Origin of the sequence: Rhizobium sp. YTUHZ045 (assembly GCF_051124255.1) — a bacterium.
GTDB lineage: Bacteria > Pseudomonadota > Alphaproteobacteria > Rhizobiales > Rhizobiaceae > Rhizobium.
In genome coordinates, this window is record NZ_CP101432.1 from 314,399 (window position 1) to 338,095 (window position 23,697).

25 protein-coding genes are annotated in these 23,697 nt (G+C 60.6%); 24 read left to right on the forward strand and 1 reads right to left on the reverse strand.

Features of this window, described 5'->3' with window-relative positions; translation table 11 throughout:
- The first annotated feature begins 48 nt into the window (after positions 1-48).
- The 13 genes from flgF (at position 49) to fliP (ending at position 8,971) form a co-directional block, all read left to right on the forward strand.
- Positions 49-783 (forward strand): flagellar basal-body rod protein FlgF, encoded by a 735-nt coding sequence (gene flgF / locus NMA58_RS01590; RefSeq protein WP_097600325.1) that lies wholly within the window; start codon positions 49-51, stop codon positions 781-783.
- Between the two features lie 3 nt (positions 784-786).
- Complete coding sequence (gene fliI, locus NMA58_RS01595) at positions 787-2,184, forward strand: flagellar protein export ATPase FliI (protein WP_434712071.1); 1,398 nt, start codon at positions 787-789, stop codon at positions 2,182-2,184.
- Positions 2,185-2,186: 2 nt separating this feature from the next.
- Positions 2,187-2,729 carry a flagellar protein gene (locus NMA58_RS01600; protein ID WP_097600327.1) on the forward strand — a complete coding sequence of 181 codons (543 nt, stop codon included), beginning with the start codon at positions 2,187-2,189 and terminating at the stop codon, positions 2,727-2,729.
- A 158-nt stretch (positions 2,730-2,887) separates the two neighbouring features.
- Positions 2,888-3,280 (forward strand): flagellar basal body rod protein FlgB, encoded by a 393-nt coding sequence (flgB, locus tag NMA58_RS01605; protein ID WP_085776953.1) that lies wholly within the window; start codon positions 2,888-2,890, stop codon positions 3,278-3,280.
- Positions 3,281-3,285: 5 nt separating this feature from the next.
- Complete coding sequence (gene flgC, locus NMA58_RS01610; RefSeq protein WP_064693821.1) at positions 3,286-3,702, forward strand: flagellar basal body rod protein FlgC; 417 nt, start codon at positions 3,286-3,288, stop codon at positions 3,700-3,702.
- A 3-nt stretch (positions 3,703-3,705) separates the two neighbouring features.
- Positions 3,706-4,047 (forward strand): flagellar hook-basal body complex protein FliE, encoded by a 342-nt coding sequence (locus NMA58_RS01615; RefSeq protein ID WP_097600328.1) that lies wholly within the window; start codon positions 3,706-3,708, stop codon positions 4,045-4,047.
- 19 nt (positions 4,048-4,066) lie between these two features.
- A complete protein-coding gene (flgG, locus tag NMA58_RS01620; protein WP_011424026.1) occupies positions 4,067-4,855 on the forward strand; it encodes a flagellar basal-body rod protein FlgG in 789 nt (262 codons plus the stop codon).
- A gap of 16 nt (positions 4,856-4,871) precedes the next feature.
- Positions 4,872-5,354: a flagellar basal body P-ring formation chaperone FlgA gene (gene flgA / locus NMA58_RS01625; RefSeq protein WP_430956964.1), complete on the forward strand. Its 483-nt coding sequence runs from the start codon at positions 4,872-4,874 to the stop codon at positions 5,352-5,354.
- The gene (locus tag NMA58_RS01630; protein ID WP_085776956.1) at positions 5,351-6,472 is read left to right on the forward strand and encodes a flagellar basal body P-ring protein FlgI; all 1,122 of its coding nucleotides are present in this window, start codon (positions 5,351-5,353) and stop codon (positions 6,470-6,472) included. The genes flgA and NMA58_RS01630 overlap by 4 nt, the downstream gene beginning before the upstream one ends.
- Complete coding sequence (locus tag NMA58_RS01635; protein WP_085776957.1) at positions 6,469-7,008, forward strand: MotE family protein; 540 nt, start codon at positions 6,469-6,471, stop codon at positions 7,006-7,008. The genes NMA58_RS01630 and NMA58_RS01635 overlap by 4 nt, the downstream gene beginning before the upstream one ends.
- On the forward strand, positions 7,005-7,721 hold the full coding sequence (flgH, locus tag NMA58_RS01640) for a flagellar basal body L-ring protein FlgH (protein ID WP_085776958.1): 717 nt from the start codon (positions 7,005-7,007) through the stop codon (positions 7,719-7,721). The genes NMA58_RS01635 and flgH overlap by 4 nt, the downstream gene beginning before the upstream one ends.
- A gap of 12 nt (positions 7,722-7,733) precedes the next feature.
- Positions 7,734-8,237, forward strand: coding sequence for a flagellar basal body-associated FliL family protein (locus NMA58_RS01645; protein ID WP_434712072.1), 504 nt, complete (start codon positions 7,734-7,736; stop codon positions 8,235-8,237).
- Positions 8,234-8,971, forward strand: a complete 738-nt coding sequence (gene fliP / locus NMA58_RS01650; protein ID WP_097600331.1) for a flagellar type III secretion system pore protein FliP — start codon at positions 8,234-8,236, stop codon at positions 8,969-8,971. The genes NMA58_RS01645 and fliP overlap by 4 nt, the downstream gene beginning before the upstream one ends.
- 79 nt (positions 8,972-9,050) lie before the next feature.
- On the opposite strand, the gene NMA58_RS01655 is transcribed toward fliP, so the two are convergent.
- Entirely contained in the window at positions 9,051-10,967 is a 1,917-nt protein-coding gene (locus NMA58_RS01655) for a glycosyl transferase (RefSeq protein WP_434712073.1), read from the reverse strand.
- A gap of 429 nt (positions 10,968-11,396) precedes the next feature.
- Here NMA58_RS01655 and NMA58_RS01660 point away from each other — a divergent pair, with 429 nt between their 5' ends.
- From NMA58_RS01660 to NMA58_RS01710, 11 genes are all read left to right on the forward strand, one after another.
- Complete coding sequence (locus NMA58_RS01660) at positions 11,397-12,302, forward strand: flagellin (protein ID WP_430956967.1); 906 nt, start codon at positions 11,397-11,399, stop codon at positions 12,300-12,302.
- 280 nt (positions 12,303-12,582) lie between these two features.
- Positions 12,583-13,491, forward strand: a complete 909-nt coding sequence (locus NMA58_RS01665; protein ID WP_430956968.1) for a flagellin — start codon at positions 12,583-12,585, stop codon at positions 13,489-13,491.
- Between the two features lie 245 nt (positions 13,492-13,736).
- Positions 13,737-14,648, forward strand: coding sequence for a flagellin (locus NMA58_RS01670; RefSeq protein ID WP_430956969.1), 912 nt, complete (start codon positions 13,737-13,739; stop codon positions 14,646-14,648).
- 299 nt (positions 14,649-14,947) lie between these two features.
- Positions 14,948-15,910 carry a flagellin gene (locus NMA58_RS01675; protein ID WP_430956970.1) on the forward strand — a complete coding sequence of 321 codons (963 nt, stop codon included), beginning with the start codon at positions 14,948-14,950 and terminating at the stop codon, positions 15,908-15,910.
- Positions 15,911-16,110: 200 nt separating this feature from the next.
- The gene (locus NMA58_RS01680; RefSeq protein WP_430956971.1) at positions 16,111-16,740 is read left to right on the forward strand and encodes a hypothetical protein; all 630 of its coding nucleotides are present in this window, start codon (positions 16,111-16,113) and stop codon (positions 16,738-16,740) included.
- Positions 16,737-18,059, forward strand: coding sequence for a MotB family protein (locus tag NMA58_RS01685; RefSeq protein ID WP_434712074.1), 1,323 nt, complete (start codon positions 16,737-16,739; stop codon positions 18,057-18,059). Before NMA58_RS01680 ends, NMA58_RS01685 begins: the two co-directional genes overlap by 4 nt.
- A 10-nt stretch (positions 18,060-18,069) precedes the next feature.
- Positions 18,070-19,365: a chemotaxis protein MotC gene (motC, locus tag NMA58_RS01690; RefSeq protein WP_434712075.1), complete on the forward strand. Its 1,296-nt coding sequence runs from the start codon at positions 18,070-18,072 to the stop codon at positions 19,363-19,365.
- A complete protein-coding gene (locus NMA58_RS01695; protein WP_434712076.1) occupies positions 19,362-20,780 on the forward strand; it encodes a flagellar hook-length control protein FliK in 1,419 nt (472 codons plus the stop codon). The genes motC and NMA58_RS01695 overlap by 4 nt, the downstream gene beginning before the upstream one ends.
- Complete coding sequence (locus tag NMA58_RS01700; RefSeq protein WP_434712077.1) at positions 20,701-21,285, forward strand: lytic transglycosylase domain-containing protein; 585 nt, start codon at positions 20,701-20,703, stop codon at positions 21,283-21,285. The genes NMA58_RS01695 and NMA58_RS01700 overlap by 80 nt, the downstream gene beginning before the upstream one ends.
- 280 nt (positions 21,286-21,565) lie before the next feature.
- Entirely contained in the window at positions 21,566-22,237 is a 672-nt protein-coding gene (gene rem / locus NMA58_RS01705) for a transcriptional activator Rem (RefSeq protein WP_064709879.1), read from the forward strand.
- 125 nt (positions 22,238-22,362) lie between these two features.
- On the forward strand, positions 22,363-23,661 hold the full coding sequence (locus tag NMA58_RS01710; RefSeq protein WP_430956976.1) for a flagellar hook protein FlgE: 1,299 nt from the start codon (positions 22,363-22,365) through the stop codon (positions 23,659-23,661).
- Positions 23,662-23,697: the final 36 nt, after the last annotated feature.

Below are 23,697 nucleotides of genomic sequence, written 5' to 3' on the forward strand. Positions count from 1 at the left end.
ACGCCCGGTTTTCGTTCCGTTCATCGCCAATGCTTGGAGCTTACAGACATGCAATCCGGTCTTTACGTTTCTCTGTCGTCGCAGATGGCGCTTGAAAAGCGCCTGAACACCATCGCCGACAACATGGCGAACGTGAACACCACGGGTTTTCGTGCCACCGAGGTGAAGTTCGACGAGATGGTGGCGGCCACCAAGAACAAGCTGAATACCAAGGTCGCTTTCGTTTCTCAGGGCAACGACTATCTGAACGAGCAGAACGGCGAGTTGCAGCACACCGGCAACATGCTCGATTTCGCCATTAAGGGCGATGCCTGGTTTGCGCTCGATACGCCAGCCGGCCGTGTGCTCACGAGGGACGGCCGCTTCACGCTCAAGGAAACCGGCGAACTCGTCTCCATCCGGGGATATCCCGTCCTCGATGCTGGCGGCGCACCGATTCAGCTGGACACGAAGGCCGGCGAGCCGGCTGTCGGCAGCGATGGCATCATCTATCAGGGCGACCGCCAGGTCGGCTCGCTCGGCCTGTTCGAGGCCGATATCAGCAAGGGTTACCTGCGTTACGAAAACAGCGGCATCATGACCACCGACCAGCCGCGCGCCGTCGTCGACCGCTTCAATGTCGGTGTCGAGCAGGGCTATCTGGAAAATTCCAACGTTAACGCCATGCGCGAGATCACTCAGCTGATCGAAGTCAACCGTGCCTTCGAAAGCATTTCCTCGCTGATGCGCGACAGCGAGGATTCGTTCAAGCAGGCCGTCCAGACGCTTGGGGGCAGCCGCTAAGCAATGAGCACAACGCTACTGTCCGAAGACGGCCTTTCTCCGAAGCTCGCGCATCTGGCGGGTCTCGTCGATCGATACGCATCGCCGGAATTCGCCGTCGCTCATGGCGGTCGCGTCCAGACCATCGCTGCCGGCCACTACACGGTTCGCGGTCTCTCCCGTCATGTTCGTCTCGGTGAATTCGTCGCGCATAAATCGGCGACCGGCATCCATCTCGGCGAGGTCGTGCGTGTCGAGCCGGACCTGATCTATGTCTGCCCGATCGAACCCGGTGAGCCGATCGGCATCCATGACACGGTCATTCGCAAGGGCGCCTTCCGAATTTCGCCATCCGACAGCTGGTGCGGGCGCACGATCAATTCGCTGTGTGAGCCGATCGACGGTCTGGGTCCGATCTCCCAGGGTCTCGATCGCCGCTCGATTTCCAACGCTGCGCCACCCTCGATGACGCGCCAGCGCGTGGCGACCGGCTTCAAGACCGGCGTGCGCGCGATCGACATCTTTTCGCCGCTCTGCCTCGGCCAGCGTCTCGGCATCTTTGCCGGCTCCGGCGTCGGCAAGTCGACGCTTCTGTCCATGCTCGCCCGCGCCGACGCCTTCGACAAGGTGGTCATCGCCCTCGTCGGCGAACGCGGCCGCGAGGTGCGCGAATTCATCGAGGATACGCTCGGCAGCAATATGAAGAAGGCGATTGCCGTCGTCGCGACCAGCGACGAAAGCCCGATGCTGCGCAAGATGGCGCCGCTGACGGCGGTCACCATCGCCGAGCATTTTCGCGACAAGGGCGAGAACGTGCTCTTCATCGTCGACAGCGTCACCCGTTTCGCCCATGCGATCCGCGAGGTGGCGACCGCCTCCGGCGAACCGCCGATCGCCCGCGGTTATCCCGCCTCCGTTTTCACCGAGCTGCCGCGCCTGCTCGAACGCGCTGGTCCTGGCCCGGAGGGCGCCGGCACGATCACCGCCATCATCTCGATCCTCGTCGATGGCGACAATCACAACGACCCGATCGCCGATTCGACGCGCGGCATTCTCGACGGCCATATCGTCTTGCAGCGCAGTCTTGCCGAGGAAGGGCGCTATCCTCCGATCGATCCGCTCGCCTCCATCTCGCGTCTTGCCCGCAAGGCCTGGACGCCGGATCAGGAAAAGCTGGTGTCGCGATTGAAGGTGTTGATCCACCGCTTTGAGGAAACGAGGGACCTACGGCTGATCGGCGGTTATCGCCAAGGCGCCGATCCTGATCTCGACATGGCGGTCAAGCAGGTCCCTATCATTTACGACGTCCTGAAACAGTCTCCAGGCGATCGCGATTCGGTCGACGCTTTTGCCGATCTCGCCGGCGCGCTCAAGGCTGCTGCCGGCATGGGCAATCAGGGCGCACCCATGCAGAGGAGATAATAGTGGCTGATTTCGATGATGAACGCATCGCTTCCCTGAAGCCGCGCGACAAGACCGCCACTCTGGATCGGTTTCTCACCTTCGCCGGCCTGGCGCTTGCCGGCGCCTCCGCCTTTTTCCCCTGGTACGTCTTCTTCAATGCGGACAAGTTCGGCATCAACGTCGCCACCAGCAGCAATTCGCGCGAACTGCCGGATTGGCCCGCCCGCAACGTCTTCAGCGTCTCACCGCTGGCCATGGTCAACAAGAACGAGGCAGCCAAGAAGGCTCCGCCGGTCGATCCGCTGACGACGGCGACGGTCTCCGATCTCGGCAAGCAGCGTGACGGCGCCGCGATGCTGGAAGACCAGCCTTTCCCGGGCAAGTCTTCCTTCCGCCTTCTGCATGTGTCCAACGGCCGAGCGCTGATCGAGGATCCCTCGGGCATGTATGTGGTGCGCATCGGCTCGGTCCTGCCCGACGAAAGCCGCCTGGCGATGATCGAGCAGCGCGAGGGCAAGTGGGTGATCATCACCTCCAAGGGCGATATCTACAAGAACGATTGAACCTCTTCGCAAAGGCTGAAGACAAGAGGGCTCCCCGCAAACCGGCAGGAGCCCTTTTCTCTGGCGGCCTTGGGCGAAGCGCCGCGAAGCCCGGATTCCCGTAAGTCCCACGCAAGATTACCGCTCTAGGTTCCGGATAGTAAAAACGGAGAGTTCTCATGCAACCGATCCAACTTTTCGACTTGGCTTCGCGACAGGCGGAATGGCTGACGATCCGTCAGCAGGTTGTTGCCGGCAACATCGCGAATGCCAATACGCCGAAATTCCGCGCCAAAGACGTCACGCCCTTCGATGCCGTGCTGGACAGATCCGACATCACCATGGCGCGCACCAATCCGGCGCACTTCAGCGGCAACGATTTCAGCGCAAGCGGCGATATCGACGTCAAGGAAGCGGCCCTCGACCAGGAGATCGGCATTCAGGAATCCGGCAACACCGTCGGTTTGGCCGAGGAGCTTTCCAAGTCGGGTGACATCAAGCGCCAATACGATCTGAACACCTCGCTGGTCAGCTCCTTCAATCGCATGATGTTGATGACGGTCAGGAAGTAAGTGTCATGGATCCGCTTTCCGCAGCTATGAAAATCGCCGGTTCGGGGCTCGAGGCGCAATCGACGCGCCTGCGCATCGTCTCGGAAAACATTGCCAACGCCCGCTCGACCGGTGACACGCCGGGCGCCGATCCCTATCGCCGCAAGACGATCACCTTCGGCCAGCAGATGGACCGCACCAGCGGCGTCGAGACCGTCAACGTCAAGAAGGTCGGTGTCGACGAAGGCGACTTCAGCACCGAATTCGACCCCAGCAATCCGGCGGCGGACGCCAAGGGCGTCGTCAAATTGCCGAACGTCAACATCCTGGTCGAGATGGCCGACATGCGTGAAGCCAATCGCTCCTATGATGCCAATCTGCAGACCATCAAGCAGACCCGCGACCTCATCTCGTCCACGATCGATCTTCTGAAGAGCCAATAATCAATGATCAGCAGCGTCCAGAATGTCAGCAATCTTTCGATGACCCGCGCGCTCGGCGCCGTCGACTCCGAAAATTCCGCCTCGTCCTCCGCAACAGCCATGCCGGGCACCGCAGGTGCGGCCAACGGCCTGAGCTTCGCCTCCGTGCTGGGCGGCATGGCGACCGACGCCGTCAACAGCCTGAAGGGTGCCGAAAGCATGTCCTTCGCCGGCATCAAGGGCACGGCGACGACCCGTGAAGTCGTCGATTCCATGCTCCAGGCCGAGCAGACGCTGCAGACCGCGATTGCCATCCGCGACAAGGTCGTTTCGGCCTTTCTCGAAGTCACCAAGATGCAGATGTAACTGATTTGAGGACGAACACATGAGAGCGCTCGCCATCGCAGCAACGGGCATGGATGCCCAGCAGACCAATCTGGAAGTCATCGCGAACAACATTGCGAACATCAACACGACGGGCTTCAAGCGGGCTCGCGCCGAGTTCACCGACCTTCTCTACCAGACCGAACGCGCCAAGGGCGTCGCCAACCGGGCCAACCAGGCCGTCGTTCCCGAAGGCGCCAATATCGGCCTCGGCGTCCAGACCTCCGCGGTCCGCAACCTGCATCTCCAGGGCGAACTCACGCAGACAGGCAACGATCTCGACGTGGCGCTGATCGGCAAGGGCTTCTTTCAGATCCAGTCGACCGATGGCACGACGCTCTATACCCGCGCCGGCGCTTTCAACAAGAATGACCAAGGGCAGCTCGTCACCATCGACGGCTATGAAGTCCTGCCTGGGATCACCATCCCTCAGGGTTCGACCGAACTGACTATCAGCCGCTCCGGCGAGGTTTCGGCCAAGCTGCCGGGCCAGACCGATCCGACCGTTCTTGGACAGCTGACGCTTGCCGATTTCGTCAACGAAGCGGGCCTTCAGCCGATCGGCGACAATCTCTTCCAGGAAACGCCGGCCTCGGGCGAGGCGGTTGTCGGCAACCCTGACGAGGAAGGCTTTGCCTATATGAAGCAGGGTTATCTGGAATCCTCGAACGTCGACCCGGTGAAGGAAATCACCGAGCTGATATCGGCTCAGCGTGCTTACGAAATGAATTCCAAGGTGATCACCACGGCTGATGAAATGGCCTCCATCGTCAGCAAGAACCTGAAGTAAAGGGAAGGGCCGAAACATGATGTTTTGCCGGGCAGGACGCATCTCAGGATGGGTGGCGGCAGCCACGATCGCAATCGCGGGCATCATCTTGCCCGTGAATGCGGATGCCGGCATGGGTTATGCCGTCGTCCCGACGACGATCATCTATCCCGGCGACACGTTGTCGGGCAGCCAGCTTCAGGAGGTTGAGGTCACCAACCCCAACCTCGCCGGCGATTATGCCAAATCGATTTCGCAGGTCGAAGGTCTGGTTTCCAAACGCACGCTGCTGCCGGGCCGTACGATCTCGGTTTCAGCGCTGCGCGAACCCTATACGGTGACGCGCGGCTCTTCGATCCGCCTGGTCTTCTCTCTCGGCGCAATGACGATCTCCGCCGCCGGCACGCCGCTTGAAGACGGTGCGACGGGGCAGGTCGTCCGTGCGCGTAATATGGATTCCGGCGTCATCGTCAGCGGCACGGTGCTTGCGGACGGCACGATCCATGTGAGGGCGAAATGAAATTGTTCTTCCGTATCGTCACCTTTGTTGCGGTTGTCGCCATGAGTTTGGCCGACGTGGCGCCCGCCTGGGCGCTGACGTCCCGCATCAAAGATATCGCTTCGCTTCAGGCCGGCCGCGATAACCAGCTGATCGGGTACGGTCTCATCGTCGGCTTGCAGGGAACCGGCGATGGCTTCCGTTCCTCGCCCTTCACCGAGCAGTCGATGCGGGCAATGCTCCAGAATCTCGGCATCTCGACACAGGGCGGCCAGTCCAACGCTAAGAACACCGCGGCCGTGATGGTCACCGCCAACCTGCCGCCCTTCGCAAGCCCCGGCAGCCGTTTGGATGTTACGGTGAGCTCGCTCGGGGATGCTACCTCGCTGCGCGGCGGCACACTCGTCATGACCTCGCTTTCCGGCGCCGACGGCCAGATCTACGCTGTCGCCCAGGGCTCCGTTATCGTCTCCGGCTTTCAGGCGCAGGGCCAGGCGGCGACGGTGACCGAAGGCGTCACCACTGCCGGCCGCGTGCCCGGCGGCGCGATCATCGAACGCGAACTGCCGTCCCACTTCAAGGATTCAGTCAATCTCGTCCTGCAGCTGCGCAATCCCGACTTCTCGACGGCGATCCGCATTGCCGACATCGTCAATGGCTATGCCTCCGCGCGCTTCGGCGGCCCGGTCGCCGAAGCCAAGGATTCGCAGGAAGTGGTGATCCAGAAACCGCGCACGGCCGATCTCACCCGGCTGATGGCCGACGTCGAAAACCTCATTGTCGAAACCGATACGCCGGCCAAGGTGGTTATCAACGAGCGCACCGGCACGATCGTCATCGGCTCCGATGTCCGCGTCTCGCCGGTCGCCGTCAGCTACGGCACTCTGACTGTTCAGGTCACCGAGACGCCGCAGATCATTCAGCCCGAGCCCTTCTCGCGCGGGCGGACTGCCGTTCAGCCGCAGACCGACATTGCGGCCGAGCAGACCGGTGGGCGCGTTGCCATCATCGACGGTCCCGACCTCAGGACCCTTGTCGCCGGCCTCAACAATATCGGCGTGAAACCGGATGGGATCATCGCCATTCTCCAGGGCATCAAGTCGGCGGGCGCCCTGCAGGCGGAGCTTGTGCTGCAATGATGACGATCCTGAATCCTGACATGACCGTGCTGCAGCTGCTGCGCCGCCTGGCGCTGCCGGCGGCCGGCCTCGTCCTTCTGTCGATCCCCGGCGCCTTCGCACAGGAGCATCCGGAGGGAGACATCACGTCTCAGGACGAGATCAAGCAATTCTGCACCAACATCGCCGATCCCGCCCGCGACCAGCGCTACCTGCTGCAGAAACAGGAGCTGGAAAGGCTCCGCGCCGACATCGACGCCCGGATGGAAGAGATGGACAAGCGCAAGGCCGAATACCAGGACTGGCTGAAGCGGCGCGACGATTTCCTCAAGCAGGCCGAAGCCGGCCTCACCGATATCTACAAGAAGATGAAACCGGATGCGGCGGCACTGCAGCTGCAGGATATGAACATCGAAGTAGCGTCGGCCGTCATCATGCGGCTCGGCCCGCGCCAGTCGAGCCTCATCCTCAACGAGATGGACTCGAAGAAGGCCGCGGCTATCGCCAGCGTCATCGCCAGTGCGTCCGATCCCAATACGTCGAAGGATCCTTCATGAATATGCGTTTCCCGGCCGCGATCGCCGCCCTCGCACTCCTTGCGGGCTGCCAGTCTCCGACGGCAGTCAGCGAGATCGGCCGTGCGCCCGCCATGAGCCCGATCGGCAGCGGACTTGCCTATGGCCAGACCCCGCAGATGGCGCTCTATCCGAAGCAGCCGCGCGCCGTGGCGCAGGGCTATTCGCTCTGGAGCGATTCGCAGGCCGCGCTCTTTAAGGATGCACGCGCCTTGAACGTCGGCGACATCCTGACCGTCGACATCCAGATCAACGACAAGGCCTCCTTCGACAACGAGACCAACCGCAGCCGCACGAATTCAAGCGGCATGAACTGGGACATCAACGCTCAGATCTTCGGCTGGACGCCCGAATCCAAGACCGATCTGACCTATGGTTCCGACACCAGCACCGACGGCAAGGGCAAGATCGAGCGCACTGACAAGCTCACCCTTCTCGTTGCGGCCGTCGTCACCGGCATTCTCGAAAACGGTAACCTCGTCATCTCGGGTTCGCAGGAAGTCCGTCTGAACCAGGAACTGCGCATCCTGAACGTCGCCGGTATCGTGCGTCCGCAGGACGTCAACGCCGACAACCAGATCTCTTACGACAAGATCGCCGAAGCCCGCATCTCCTATGGCGGCCGGGGTCGCCTGATGGAAGTGCAGCAGCCTCCGCGCGGCCAGCAGGCCGTCGATCTTTTCTCGCCGCTTTGAGGCCGAACGACGATGGCAGACGAAGACATAAGCGCAGGTCAATCGAAGAAGAAATCCGGCCTGCTGACGATCGTCGGCATTGCCGTCCTGACGCTTCTCGGCGCCGGCGGCGGCTGGGCGGTCGGCACGATCGTCGCGCCCGAGATCAAGGGCGCCAAGGAGGTAGAGCAGGCCAAGGAAGCCGATGCCAAGAAGAAGGCCGAGGAAGGCCTGGCGCGCATCTCGACCGAGGCCAACAACGTCGTCCAGCTCGAGCCGATTACATCGAACCTTGCCTACCCTTCGGAAAACTGGGTCCGACTCGAAGTCGCGCTGCTGTTCAACGGGCCGCCCGACGTCAAGATCGCCGAAGACATTCACCAGGATATCCTCGCCTATGTCAGGACGGTTTCCCTGCAGCAGATCGAGGGGCCGCGCGGCTTTCAATATCTCAAGGATGACATCCAGGAACGTGTTGACCTTCGCTCGCAAGGGCGGGTATCGAAGGTCATGTTCAGGACCTTTGTCATCGAATGATTCGTTTCATAGTTTTCCTTGCCGCCATGATGGCGGTACCGGAACTGGCGGTGGCACAGCAGCTGCCGACCGACTTGTTGAACGTGCCGGTCGATGGCTCCGTCGCCGCCTGGATCATCCGCACATTCGGCCTGCTGACTGTTCTTTCGGTCGCGCCGGGCATCCTGATCATGGTGACGAGCTTCCCGCGTTTCGTCATCGCCTTCTCGATCCTGCGCTCAGGGATGGGCATCTCCTCGACGCCTTCCAACATGATCCTCCTGTCGCTGTCGCTGTTCATGACCTTCTACGTCATGTCGCCGACCTTCGATCAGGCCTGGCAGAATGGCGTGCAGCCGCTGCTTGCCAACCAGATCAATGAGACTGAGGCGGTCCAGCGTATCGCCGAACCCTTCCGCACCTTCATGGCGGCCAATACCCGCGACAAGGATCTGGCGCTCTTCGTCGATCTTGCGCGCGAGCGCGGACAGAACATCCAGACGACCGATCCGATCGACTATCGCGTGCTGATCCCTGCCTTCATGATTTCGGAAATTCGTCGCGGCTTCGAGATCGGCTTTCTCGTCGTGCTGCCGTTCCTCGTCATCGACCTCATCGTTGCAACCATCACCATGGCGATGGGCATGATGATGCTGCCGCCGACGTCGATCTCGCTGCCTTTCAAGATTCTTTTTTTCGTGCTGATCGACGGTTGGAACCTGCTCGTCGGCAGCTTGGTGCGCTCGTTCAGCTGATCGGCTGGCCCTTCAATATTTGGAAGGAAGAAAACCCCGCCGGATCCGCTCCGGCGGGGTTTATCATGGAGTCGAGCCGTTACTCAGCCGCGAAGGGGGCCGTGCGCGGCGGCAACGCCGGAATATCCATGTGCTCGGGTGCCAGGCGCTGTTTCGCCCGTTCGACCATGATTTCGTAGGCCTGCTCCAGGTGGTGGCAGAAGCGTTCGGCGTCGAAGAGCGGCGCGATATAGCGCCTCTCCTTGAGGTGTGCCTTGTATTCGGCGATTCGTTCCGGGTTCTGCGCCAGTTCGACGGCAAGGTCCTCATAAGCCTGGAGGTCGGCGGCGACGAGATCAGGCAGATCGATCGCCCTGAGCAGGCTTTCGCTGACGCGCGAGGCGAAGTTGGTGCCCTTGACGGTCAAAACCGGCAGGCCGCCCCAGAGCTGCTCCGAGGTGGTCGTGTGACCGTTGACAGGGAAGGTGTCGATCCCGAGATCGGCCGCTTGCTGGCGGCTGATGTGGTCTTCGTAGGGCGCGCGCGGGCAGAAGATGATGCGCTTGGGCGCAATGCCGGCGGCCTGGAACTGCTTCAGCAGGTTCGCCTGGTTGCGCGGCGAATTGGCCATCAGCCAGAGCACGCTGTTCGGCGCCCGCTTGAGGATCCGGCACCAGCTGTTGACCACATCAGGCGTGATCTTGCGGTTGCCGTTGAAGGAGGCGAAGATGAAGGCCTCTTCCGGCAGGCCGAGTTGCTCGCGGGTGACCGGACGCGGCTTCGGGCGATGCATCGGATCGTTCGGCTGGTAGCTCTCCGGAAGCCGGCAGAATTTCTCATGGAAGAATGGCTTGGCCACGTCGGGCAGCACCGAATGGTCGCCGATGACGTAGTCGAGGTCGATGTTGACGGTGCTGCCGGGAAAACCGAGCCATCCGACATGAACAGGTGCGAGCGGCTGGTTGAAGGCTGACGCGCGGCTGCCCGAGGTATGACCCTTCAGATCGACCATGATGTCGATATTGTGCTCGCGTACGATTTCCAGCACCGCCTGGTCGGAGAAGCCGTGAATGTCGACGATCCTGCCCCAGCGGCTGCGGTCGGTGTCGTTATGCTTCAGGTATTCGGGGCCCGTATGGCAGAAGAGCGTCACCTCGAACCTGTCCTTGTCGTGCAGTTCGAGAATGCGCTGCAGCAGCTTCATCGTCGCGTGGCGATCCCAGAAGTCCGATGACATGTAGCCGATCCGGATCTTGTTCGACCAGGTGTGCGGCTGGTTGCGGCGCAAAGCGACACGTTCCTGGTTAAGCGGGGTCGTGCCGATCGTTGCATACCGGTTGAAATCTTCGTTGCCGCACCAGTGCAGATGATAGAAGGGGTTGTCCTTGCGCAGGATCTCCAGATCACCCCTTGCCAAGGCCTGGTCGATCACCGCCTGATGCTTGGCTGCTTCTTCGAAATCATTGAATTCACGAGCGAATACAAGGTGAAGAAAGCGGAAGGCGTGATTGCCGGGGAAGCGCTTGAAGAGGTTGCGGGCAAGCGACTGGTTGGTGGCGTCGTTGAGATCGTCGCTGAGCAGCAGGGCCGCCAGGCGCATGTGATCGGGGTTCATGCTTTCCGACAGAACCGTCTTGAACGGGCGGATAATATCTCGCTGCTGGCGCTTCAGATAGATCGCGGTGATGATGAAGGCGAGTTCGGCATCTTCCTGCGCCTTGCCGAGGTTGCGCATGGCGATCAGCAGCGCTTCATCCTCGTGGCCGGTTTCATAGTGCAGCTTGGCAGCCTGCTTCTGATATTCGTAGGCGTTCGGTCCTTCGCAATTGCCGGCCAGGCTATAGGCCTTCGCGGCATCAGCCTTGAAGCCGAGCTGCACGAGGTTCTTGGCCAGCAGTGCATAGGTCTTGGCGTCCTGCTGAGTATCGATGAGCTGGTTGAGCGTCGCCAAGGACTTTGTGTAGCGGCCTGCCTGGTAATCTTTGGATGCCGCAGAGAACGAAACTTTGCTGTTCAAAACCCAACTCCGTGAAGGAAATTTCTGGCATGGCTGTCGATCGCCGAGCACGCACAATCCGTCCTCCCAGACAACGGGTGGATTGATCCTATGATGCTATCCCGGCACCTGCTACGTTGCCATTCGAAGCTTGCTTGAAACAGGTGCGCCTCATGGAGACATTGTCTTGTCCGAGAGAAAAGAGTTTCTTTCCCGGCACGTTAGCATGCGAAGAAATAGATTCAGCCGGTATTAACTATGGGATGTAAGGAGCCGGAGCGGACCCTCCATTTTTAAGAAGTTGGCAAGCATTGGCTGCGAGATTGCCCTGGACATGACGGGTTTGGGCCAAACAAGCAGGCGCCGAGTAGCATGAAGCTGGTCCGTCATCGCCGGTATTATAGTCCGGTATGTCCTCCTTTTTGTATCTAGTTTCCAGGGGACAGATTTATGACAAGCATTAACACGAATTCTTCCGCACAGGCCGCTCTCCAGACGCTGCGCAATGTCAACCAGGGCCTCAACAAGACGCAGAACCACGTTTCATCCGGTTATCGCGTTGAAAAGGCTTCCGACAACGCTGCTTACTGGTCGATCGCAACGACCATGCGTTCGGACAACAAGGCGCTTTCCGCCGTTTCCGACGCTCTCGGCGTGGGTGCTGCGAAGGTCGACACCGCTTACACGGCAATGGACAGCGCCATCGACGTCGTCGGCGAAATCAAGGCCAAGCTGGTTGCCGCAACTGAAAACGGCGTCGACAAGGCCAAGGTCCAGGAAGAAATCGGTCAGCTGCAGCAGCAGCTCCTGAGCATCGCCCAGTCGGCATCCTTCAATGGCGAGAACTGGGTTGCTGGCGCTGCCGGCACCAAGAGCGTCGTGTCCTCCTTCGTCCGCGACGGCTCGAACGCCGTATCGATCACCACAACGGACTACGTTCTCGACAGCGGCTCCGCTGGCAACGTTCTGTTCGGCATGAGCGGCGGCTCGGTTGAAACCTCCACGGGCATTCTCGGGACGTCGACGGGCGCGACCGGTTCTATCTACTCGATGGACATTACCAACTTCACGGCCGGCCAGATCCAGTCGGCTCTGACCAACGTCGAATCGGCTCTGAAGGCCATGACCAGCGCGGGTGCTGCTCTCGGCTCGCTCTCCAGCCGTATCGACAGCCAGGAAGACTTCGTCTCGGCTCTCAGCGACTCGATCGACTCCGGTATCGGCCGCCTCGTCGACGCCGACATGGAGGAAGAGTCCTCCAAGCTCAGCGCTCTGCAGACCCAGCAGCAGCTGGCGATCCAGTCGCTGTCGATCGCGAACTCCTCTTCGCAGAACATCCTGTCGCTCTTCCGTTAAGCGGTCGGCACAAGGCTTTCAAGTTTCGCGGCCGGCTCATCCCCGGCCGCGAAATGTTTTAACATAAGGTTAATGATAATATCTCTAAGTATCAGATATTTTTACGTAATTTCGATTTTGAATTTAACTTTCCTTAACCATATTGCTGTTTTCTAGGCCCATCGAAACGGCGAGTTGACCCTAACGAGAATGGTTAACAGGCATGATGCTGATCGCTGTGGGCCGGCCAAAAATCCGGAATGTCCCTTTTTAAAATCTGCCAACAAGGGGCAAACAGACTATGACGAGCATCAACACCAATAATGCTGCAATGGCAGCCCTCCAGACTCTGCGCGGCATCAACCAGGGTCTCCAGACAACCCAGTCGCACGTTTCGTCCGGTTATCGCGTCGGCAAGGCTGCCGACAACGCTGCCTACTGGTCGATCGCAACGACCATGCGTTCAGACAACAAGGCGCTTTCGGCCGTTTCCGACGCTCTCGGTCTCGGCGCCGCTAAGGTCGACACTGCTTACTCCGCCATGGACAGCGCCATCGACGTCGTCGGCGACATCAAGGCCAAGCTGGTTGCCGCGACCGAAAACGGCGTCGACAAGGCCAAGGTTCAGGAAGAAATCAGCCAGCTGCAGCAGCAGCTCCTGAGCATCGCTCAGTCGGCTTCCTTCTCCGGTGAAAACTGGGTTGCCGGCGCTGACGGCACCAAGAATGTCGTCGCTTCCTTCGTCCGCGACGGCTCGAACGCCGTGTCGGTCGTGATGACCGACTACGTTCTCGACAGCGGCTCTGCCGGCAACGTTCTGTTCGGCATGAGCGGCGGCGCGGTCGAAACCTCCACGGGTATCCTCGGTTCTTCGAATGGCGCGACCGGTTCGGTCTACGCGATGGACATCACCAACTTCACCCTCGGCGAGATTCAGTCCGCTCTGACGAACGTCGAATCGGCTCTGAAGTCCATGACCAGCGCCGGTGCTGCTCTCGGCTCGATCTCCAAGCGTATCGAACTTCAGGAAAACTTCGTCTCGGCTCTCAGCGACTCGATCGACTCCGGTATCGGCCGTCTCGTCGACGCCGACATGGAAGAAGAGTCCTCCAAACTCAGCGCCCTGCAGACCCAGCAGCAGCTGGCTGTTCAGTCGCTGTCGATCGCCAACTCCTCTTCGCAGACCATCCTGTCGCTCTTCCGCGGCTAATAAACGCCAGAAAATATGGCCCGCCGGTCTCCGGCGGGCACCTCTGCTCGAGCCGCGCTTCGATGAAGCGCGGCTTTCTTATTTCCGTTAACGATTGATTAACCATAATGTTGTCTTCTCAGCTCAACGAGACGGCGGGTTAACCGACATTAAAGACCGGTTAACAGGCATGAGGCTGATCCCCGTTCCCGGTAACATTCCGGAATGTCCCTTTTTCCCAGATGCCAACAAGGGGCAATCATTTCATGACCAGCATTTTGACGAATGTCGCGGCGATGGCCGCTCTTCAGACCCTCCGCGGAATCAATGACAGCCTCGAAGCTACGCAGAACCGCGTCTCGTCCGGTTACCGCGTCGAAAAGGCGTCCGACAACGCCGCCTATTGGTCGATCGCAACGACCATGCGTTCGGACAACAAGGCGCTTTCGGCCGTTTCCGACGCGCTCGGTCTCGGCGCCGCCAAGGTCGACACCGCTTACTCCGCCATGGATAGCGCCATCGACGTCATCAGTGAGATCAAGGCGAAGATCGTCGCCGCAACCGAAAAGGGCGTCGACAAGACCAAGGTCCAGGAGGAAATCGGTCAGCTGCAGCAGCAGCTGCTGAGCATCGCACAGTCGGCTTCCTTCTCCGGTGAAAACTGGGTCGCCGGCGCCGATGGCACCAAGAGCGTCGTGTCGACCTTTGTCCGCGACGGTAACGGCAATGTCTCGGTCAAGACGACCGACTACGTCCTGGACACGAGCTCCACGGGCAACGTTCTCTTCGGCATGACCTCGACCGGTACGATCGAGACGACCTCCGGCATCATCGGCACATCCTACGGCACGATCGGTTCGATCTACTCTATGGACATCAGCACCTTCGGTTCGGCTGAGATCTCCATGGCCCTGACCTCGATTGAGGCCGGCCTCGAAGCGATGACCAAGGCTGCATCGCAGCTCGGTTCGATTTCGACCCGTATCGAATTGCAGGAGAACTTCGTCGGAGCGCTCAGCGATTCGATCGACTCGGGCGTCGGCCGCCTCGTCGATGCCGACATGGAAGAGGAATCGAGCAAGCTGACGGCGTTGCAAACCCAGCAGCAGCTGGCGATCCAGTCGCTGTCGATCGCCAACTCCAGCGCCCAGAACATCCTCACGCTGTTCCGCAGCTAAATCAGCCGCTGAAGCTGGACCGAATCTTGCGCCGCCGTTCGGCCGCAAGCAGAAAACCTTCCGGACCGCGTCCCAATGGGGCGCGGTTCTTTCTTTAATATCAATGATTTGAGTAGCGAAATGATTCGCTTTTCGCGCTCGCAGCGCCGCTCTTGCCCAACAAGTTGATATCGAGTTAACTTCGCCTTGAGTTGATTTGCTTTTGCGACGCGCCGGTGAAATTTCGCCGGAGGCATGAGGCCACTTCAGTCGCCGCCGGCATTCCGGCCTGCCCTTTCATCTTATTCCGAGACCTGTCGATGACCGTTAAGATTACCAGCGCGGCCGCGGTGAATGCACTTGCGGTGCTGCGCAGCATCAACAAAGAAGCCAGTCAGACCCAGCAGCAAGTTTCTTCGGGCTATCGGATCGAGACGGCCGCAGACGATGCCTCCTACTGGTCGGTCGCCACTGTGATGCGTTCGGACAGCACCAATCTCGGCACGATCGGCGATGCGCTCGGTCTCGGCGCTGCCAAGGTGGATGCGACCTATACGGCGATGAATTCGGCGATCGATCTCGTCAGCGAGATCCGCGCCAAGCTGGTTGCGGCAAGAGAGACCGGCACCGACAAGGACAAGATTAATGCGGAGATCAGCGAATATAAGGATCAGCTGAAGACCGTTGTCCAATCGACGTCCTTTGCAGGCGAGAACTGGCTGCTGAACAGTGACAAGGCCGCGCCGCCGACATGGTCGGTCATTTCGGGCTTCGTGCGCGCCTCGACCGGCGAATACCAGGCTCAGACCATCGACTTCCCGTCGTCGCAGACCATTCTCATCGACAAGAACAGTGCGAGCGGCGGCCTGTTCACCAAAGCGGTCGATGCCCAGGCGATCAACAACACCGGCACGGGACCGCGGAACTATTACCTGCTGGACGCCGGCTCGACCACGCCGGCGACAGGCAGCGAGATCGCGATCGACAAGAACACCACCGACGCCCAGCTCGTCGACATGCTCGATGTAACCGACGCCCTGTTCTCCTCGCTGACGACCACGGCCGCCTCCATCGGTGTGATGAAGACGCGTATCGACGATCAGATCGACTACGCGGCCGATCTGTCGGATTCGATCGACAAGAGCGTCGGCGCGCTCGTTGATACCGATATGGATGAGGCTTCGATCCGCCAGAAGGCGATTGAAACCCAGAAGCAGATGGCCGTCGAAGCGATCTCGATCCTCAACACGGCTGCAAGCAAGATCCTCATTCTGCTGGAGTAGAGCTGGGCGCGATCACCGATGGCGGCGCCATTCATCCTCGCGCAAGTTTGACTTCCTAGTTTCCGGCATGAAGGCATCGTCCGAAAATCATGCCGGCCCCAAGGTCAAGCCCTTGTTCGCTGCGAAGGACATGTCGCGCGCAAGGTCATTTTGAACGGGGGCGGGCATGCCGCACGTCTCCCGGATGCTGGATGGTTTCTATGAGCATTTCGCTTTCTCGGTATTTGAAGGACTTCGGCGAACCGAAGCCGTCAGCGCCGATCATCGATATCGACGATTTGGCCGGAGATGTTTTTCCGGAGACGCCGAGCGAACCTCCGGTCGACATCGAGGCGGAGCGGCGCGACGCCTATGCGCAAGGCCATGCCGCGGCGACCGCTGATTTGACCGAGAAATACGAAAGCGAGGCGCGCGCTCTGGCCGAGGCCCATGCGCGCGCGCTCGAGGAGCTGAAGATTCGCTACGAAGTGGAGGCGGCGGCGGTCATTGCATCCCGCGTCCTCGATATCGCCGAAGAAGTCGCTCAACTGGTCAGCGCCGGCGCAGCCACAGCCATTGCACCCGTCATGACGGAAGCGCTTGCGGCCAAGGCTGCCGAAAGTCTCGCCGCTTTGCTGCGCGAAGCGATTCTCGAAGGCGCGGCCGGGCCGATCGTAGTCAGGGGGCCGACCGGCCTCTTCGACATATTGAAAGCCGAGCTCGGCGAACATGCCGCGGCGGTTCGGCACATCGAGGCCGACGATGTCGATCTAGCCGCCGAAATCGGTGAATCCGTCATCGTCACCCGTATGTCCGCCTGGGCGGCCAGCTTGAAGAAAGTTCTCGAATGAGCGACGGCGAAAATCATCACCACGGCAGAAACGAGATCATTATCGTCAAGCGGCATGGCGGCGGTGATGACGATGGTGCCCATGGCGGTGCGTGGAAAATTGCCTATGCCGACTTCATGACGGCGATGATGGCATTCTTCCTGGTCATGTGGCTGGTCAACGCCGCCAACGAGGAGACCAAGGCCGCTGTTGCGACCTATTTCAATCCGATCAAGCTTGCCGACGAAAAGCCGACGGAGAAAGGCCTGAAGAAGCCTGTCGACCATGCCGAGGGCGAGGAGAAGAAGGAAAAGTCGAAACAGAAGGAAGATAATCCGACCGAGGGCAAGTCGGCCGCCGATGGTGACGACCAGACATCGACCTCAGGCGACCAGACCAATTATTCCGAGGCCGATTTCTTCGAAAATCCCTATTCGGTACTCGCGGAGATCGCGCAGGAGGTCGGCCAGCAGGCCAATGTCAGCGCCAAGGGCGATGGCGGCGCGGCCGATTCCGGCCCTGCCACCGGCGCCGATGGCGGGCAAGCCTATCGCGATCCCTTCGATCCGGATTTCTGGACGAAGCAGGTCGAGGTGACAACGGCCGGAAAACCCTTGCCGCCCGGCAAAAGCGAGGAGCAGGCGACCGAGAGCGAGACGACGGAGATCGCCAAGGCCGAGGATATGAAGCCGATGCCTTTGGCGACCGATCAGAAGCCCGCTAAGGAAGCCAAGGAGACCAAGGAGACGACGGGCGCCGCCCAGGCCAAGGACGGCAAGGCGACGGATGGCAAGGCGCCTGAGGAGAAGCAGACGGAAGCTCGAAAGGACGCCGAGCATCAGAAGGAAGCCGCCAAGGGGGCGGCCGGGGCCGAGCAGCAGAAGAAGGAAGCCGAACAGCTTCAGGCGCAGATCGCGCAACAGATCGGCGGTGTCGCCGGCAAGCTGGCCGAAGGCCTGACAGTGACGGCAGCCGAAGGCGGCCTGCTGGTCAGCATCTCCGACCAGAACGACGATTCGATGTTCAATATCGGTTCGGCTGTACCGCGCCAGGAGATGGTGCTCGCCATGGAAAAGATCGGTACGATCCTGAAGGAGAGGGGTGGCGCAGTCGCCATCCGCGGCCACACGGACGGGCGCCAATACAAGGGTGGGCAGAACGAGAACTGGCGGCTTTCGATGGATCGCGCCCAGAGCGCCTACTACATGCTCGTGCGCGGCGGGTTGGACGAGACGCGCGTCTCCCAGGTCTCCGGTTTCGCCGACCGCCGGCTGAAGCTCCCCGCCGACCCGTTCAATTCGGCCAACCGCCGGATCGAGATCCTGGTGCAGGCGGAATAGGGATAGTCGGATGGCGCGTCGGCAGCATCGCTACGTCGGATTTATGGCCCTCGGCCTGGCGATGCTTTCGCCTGCCGCAGGCAAAGCGCAGGATCCGGACGATCTTGCGCCGTACAAGATGCTGCGGTCGCTGCAGTTCGTGCAGGATTCCGTCGTCGCCGGCGATCATTCGGCCGGCGAAATGCAGCGCTTCATGCTGGGTACCATCGACGAGCGGCTGCGAACCGCCAATACAAAGATTTTCGATGATGACCGCAATGTCGATGCGGCGCTGATCTATACAATGAGCGGCGGCAATCCCCAGACGCTCGAATATCTGATCGCCCATGACGTCGACGGCTATTTCGATAATCGCGTCACCGATGTGCTGCGCAAATATCTGACCGGCAAGGGGCTGCTCGTCGCCAAGACGCTGGAGGAAACCGCCAGGGAATATCGTGACAAGAAGATCGGCCCATACTTGGCGCTGATCGGCGGCAACGTGCTGATCGCCACGAAACCGACAGATGCGCTTGATCTCTACGACCAGGCACGTCTTGCCGCGCCGGGCACGATCGTCGAGGAGGCAGCCTTGCGCCGTTCCCTCGCCATCTGCGTCGACAAGGGAATGCTCGACAAGGGGCTCGCCTATTCGCAGCGTTATGCCAGGCGCTTCCTGCATTCGCCCTATGCCAGTCAGTTCGCCGATCTTTTCGTCAAGCTCGTCGTCGCCCATGATCACGACGTGAAACCGCAGGATGTCGTCGATATCCTCTCCTTCATGGATGCCCCGCGCCAGCGCGAGGTCTATCTGCGCATCGCCCGCGCTGCCGCGATAGCGGGCAAGCCCGAGCTGGCGCGCATGGCGGTCGAACATGTGCAGTTGCTTGGCGCGGGCACCGACAATGCCTTTGGCCCGCTCGCAGATTTTTATGGCGGCATGGCCGGCCTTCCCACGCAGGATATCGACCAGGCGGCGAAGAATGTCAGCGGCATCGATGGTGAAACGCTTTCGCCGCGGGATCAGGCGCTGCAGGCGGCGGCGCGGTCCGTCGCCGAGCAGATCCTGCGTGCGCCGGATCCGGCAAGCTTGACGCAAGCATCGAATTCTAACACTTCTCATCAAGAAATCACTTCTGAAAAGGCTGCGGCGATAGCCACGCAACCGGGGACGCCAGGCGCGCCTCCCGAGCCTGTTCCAGGAGGTGTGGCATCGACTGGCCAGAGCCAGGATACCGACACCTCATTCAACGCATTTGTGACGACCAGCCGATCCAAGCTCGACGAGATCGATGGTCTTCTGGCGCAGGAAGGCAACGAACAATGATGGACTTGAGCGTCTCGGGCGGAGCCTCTGGTGCGGAGGCGGCTGCGGCCGCGAAATCCGCGAAGGGAAAGGGCGATCCCGCCGGTCAGCAGGGCGGCTTCTCCGATGTGCTTGCCAAGACAGGCGGCAGCGCCGTCGACGACGCACCCGACGATGCACAGCCGGATCAGGGTGTCGCCGATGGCGATGCAGGGAAAGTGGCGCGGACGATCCGTAGCCGCAGCGGCGCCAAACCGCTGATCGATCTCGGCAACGCCGCGCTGAAGGCGCAGGCCGAGGTGCAGTCGGAAAGGGTCGCCAATGTCGAGAAGGTTGCCGCAAAGCCTGCGAAGGATGAGCTCAAATTGCCCGCCGGCGTCGGCAAGCCCGATGCCAAGGATCAGTCCGCGGACGAGACCGCGCAGGAGGCCAAGGGCGTCAAGCGCGTCAAGACGGACATCCCGAAAACAGATGCGGATACGGACGGTGAGGCCGAGGACGGCGGCATCTCCGATGTGCTCGGGCTGCTGAAGCAGGAGGCCGCTAATGGCACGGCTTCGCCGGCCGTTGCAGCCGTCCATCAAGCCTTCACCAAGACCGACCAGGCCGGATCTGCCGAGAGGACGACCGCTGGTATCGACGCCAAAACGAGCGGGCACGCATCCGACGCCCTTGCGGTCGTCAGCGGCAATGTCGAAAGCGTCAAGGCTGATGACATCAAGGTTCCCGGCGCCGAGAACACCGAAGCCGCCGACGCCCGGACGTTCCGGATCAGCCGCGCCGATGGCCGCGGCGTTCCGGTGGACGTTCACGCGGAACAGCCCGGGTCCAAGGAGGGTGCGAAGCAGACCGATATCGAGAACGTCTCGGTCCTCGAAACGCGCCGCTATATCGGCCTGGCGCAGATTACCAATTCTGCTGCGGTCACTGCCGCTCTCTCCGGTGATTCCGAATGGGCGCGCGCCATGCAGCCGAGTTCGGCGCTCTCCAACGCGGCGGAATGGACGAGCACCGGCAAGGTGGTCAATACGCTGAAGATCCAGATGAACCCGATCGATCTCGGCCTGGTGACGGCGACCATGCGCCTGGCCGGCGACGCCCTGAATGTGGACCTCAAGGTCGAAACCAGCACCGCCTACAGGCAGCTGAAGGAAGATCACGGCAAGATTCTCGAAGCGCTGCGCAGCCAGGGCTATGCGGTCGACAACGTCACCATCAGCATGGCCCCCGTCGAGCGGGCCGACGCCGGCAACCAGGGGCAGGCCTCCCAGCAGCAGTCGCTGCCTCAGCAAGGGCAGGGCGGCGAGGCGCGGGAGCGCCACAATCAGATGGCGCAGCGGATGGATGGAGGCTTCAATGGCGCAGGCGAGACCGGTAACGAAGACGTCTCTGCTGGCGGTGCTCACAGCAGCGGTGCTGGCGGCGTTTACCTCTGAGGCGGCCGCTTCCACCGGTGCCTGCGAACGCGAAATCCAGTCGGCTGCGGTCAAATACGGTATCCCGGAAGGCATCCTCTATTCGGTCGGCCTGACGGAGACCGGTCGCAAGGGGTCACTCTATCCCTATGCCATGAACGTCAAAGGCAAAGCGATTTTTCCGCCCTCGGAACAGGATGCGATGAGGCAGTTCGATGTCGCCCGCAGGAGCGGGGCGAAGCTCATCGACATCGGATGCATGCAGATCAATCACTATTATCACGGCGAGAATTTTGCCTCCGCCGAAGATATGTTCGATCCGCATCGCAACGTCGAATATGCGGCGAAGTTTCTCCGCAACCTGCATGACCGTCATGAGACGTGGACGATGGCGGTAGCAAGATACCATGCAGGGCCGAATAACAACCCGGCGCAGAAGCAATATGTCTGCCGCGTCATCGCAAATTTGGTGGCCACCGGCTATGGCAAGTGGACTCCCAATGCGAGTAACTTCTGCCAAAATTAATTCAACCAAAGAGGGAAGTGCCGAATTATGACGAAACTGTGTCGTAATGTGGCAGGAATCCGGCGCCAAATCGGTGTGCAAGTCACATTTAACTGCTCGTTAACTTTTCCACGAAACTTTTGTGTGGATATCCAAACGCAGCCACTACATGTAGATCAAATCGCCACACAGGTCTTAATCAATTATTAATTTCTGCCATTCACTTTAACGAGTTGTCGCCGATTCGTGCGATTCGTACCCATAGATCATCGAAGTGCCACGCTGATTCGGAGGCGGACGAATGATCGTAGTGGTTGATGAGCGTGAGCTCGTAAAAGACGGATACACATCCCTGTTCGGCCGGGAGGGCATTCCCTCCACCGGCTTTGATCCATCGGAATTCGGCGAGTGGGTGCAGACCGCCGCCGATTCGGATATTGCGGCGGTCGAGGCCTTCCTGATCGGGCAAGGCCAGCGCAGCTTCGAACTGCCCCGGGCGATCCGGGACCGCTCGATGGCGCCGGTGATTGCGGTCAGCGATCAGCCCTCGCTTGAAAACACGCTTGCGCTTTTCGATTGCGGCGTCGACGACGTGGTGCGCAAGCCGGTTCATCCCCGCGAAATTCTCGCCAGAGCGGCCGCGATCCGGCGCCGGCTGAAGGCGATCGCCAACTATACCGATATCGGTGGCATCCGCGTTTTCTCGGATGGCCGTGACCCCGAGATCAACGGCGAGGTCTTTGCGCTTCCCCGGCGCGAGCGCCGCATCCTCGAATATTTGATCGCCAACCGCGGTCGCCGGGTCACCAAGACCCAGATCTTCAACGCCATCTACGGCATCTTCGATGAGGAGGTCGAGGAGAACGTCGTCGAAAGCCACATCTCGAAGCTGCGCAAGAAGCTGCGTAAGAAGCTCGGCGTCGATCCGGTCGATTCCAAGCGCTTCCTCGGCTACTGCATCGATTGGGCCTGATTTTCCGGCCGGGTGGCGGCGCCCGGCTCAACCTCGATATTGGCCCTGCTGCTCGCCATGACAGACAGCTTCACGCAAGGCCCGACAAATACTTTCGAGTTTAACAGGTAGAACGAGGTTTTCAGATGAGCATTTTCGGCAGCATGAAGACGGCGGTATCGGGAATGAATGCGCAGGCGAACCGCCTCAGCACCGTCTCCGATAACATCGCCAACGTTAACACGACCGGTTACAAGGCCGTGTCGACGAGCTTCTCGTCGCTGGTTCTTCCCTCCTCGGGCGGCAATTACAATTCCGGCGGCGTTCAAACCTCCGTCCGGCAGGCCGTCTCCGACCAGGGCGATATTTCCTACACCACCTCCAGCACCGACCTTGCGATCTCGGGCGATGGCTTCTTCATCGTTCAGGGTGCCGATGGCACGCCGGTCCTGACCCGCGCTGGCGACTTCACCAAGGACGACGAAGGCAACCTCGTCAACTCCGCCGGTTTCCAACTGATGGGCTATTCCTACGACTCCGGCGCTCCCGCCGTCGTCGTCAACGGTTTCGACGGCCTCGTTCCGATCAACGTCACCCAGAGTGGCCTGACCGCCATCGCCTCGACCTCAGGTGTCTTCACAGGCAACCTCAATTCCAACGCCACTGTTGTTACGGCTAATCTCCCGAGCGATAACGGTGCTAGCGGCACCACGACGACTGACACCAAGAAGTTCTCGATGGTCGCCTACGACAGTCTCGGCAACAAGGTGATGTACGACTTCTACTTCACCAAGACCTCAGTCACGACGCCGCCGCCGTCTACCGGTACCGCCAGCACCTGGGAGGTTGCGATCTTCCGCAACGCCGATGCGGCGACGGGCGGCACGACCTCCTTCCCTTACAGCAGCGCCGCTGTCGGCACGACCACGCTCGATTTCGACGCCGCTGGAAAAATAACCAACTCGACGGGCGCCGTCACGATCGACGATACGGCGACGACGGGCCTGTCGATCGACATGGACCTCACGGGCTTCACCCAACTCGCCTCCGAGTTTGCCGGCACCGGCACGCCGAACGGCCAGGCCGCGAGCCCGGTCAAGGACGTCACGATCGACGGCGACGGCATCGTCTACGCCAAATACGAGGATGGCAGCACAAAGCCGCTCTACCGCATTCCGCTCGCCAATGTGGCGAGCCCCGATAAGCTGACGCTGATGAGCGGCAACGTCTACAGCGCCAACGGCCAGTCGGGCGTCACCGTCACCGGCTTCGCGCAGACCAACGGTCTCGGCACCATCAAATCGGGCGCTCTCGAAGGTTCGAACGTCGACCTCGCCGGCGAGCTCACAGAGATGATCGAAGCGCAGCGTAGCTATACCGCCAATTCCAAGGTGTTCCAGACGGGGTCCGACATCATGGACGTCCTCGTCAACCTCAAGAGATAATCGGGCTCAAGAGATAATCAGGGTAACGGGTAAGCC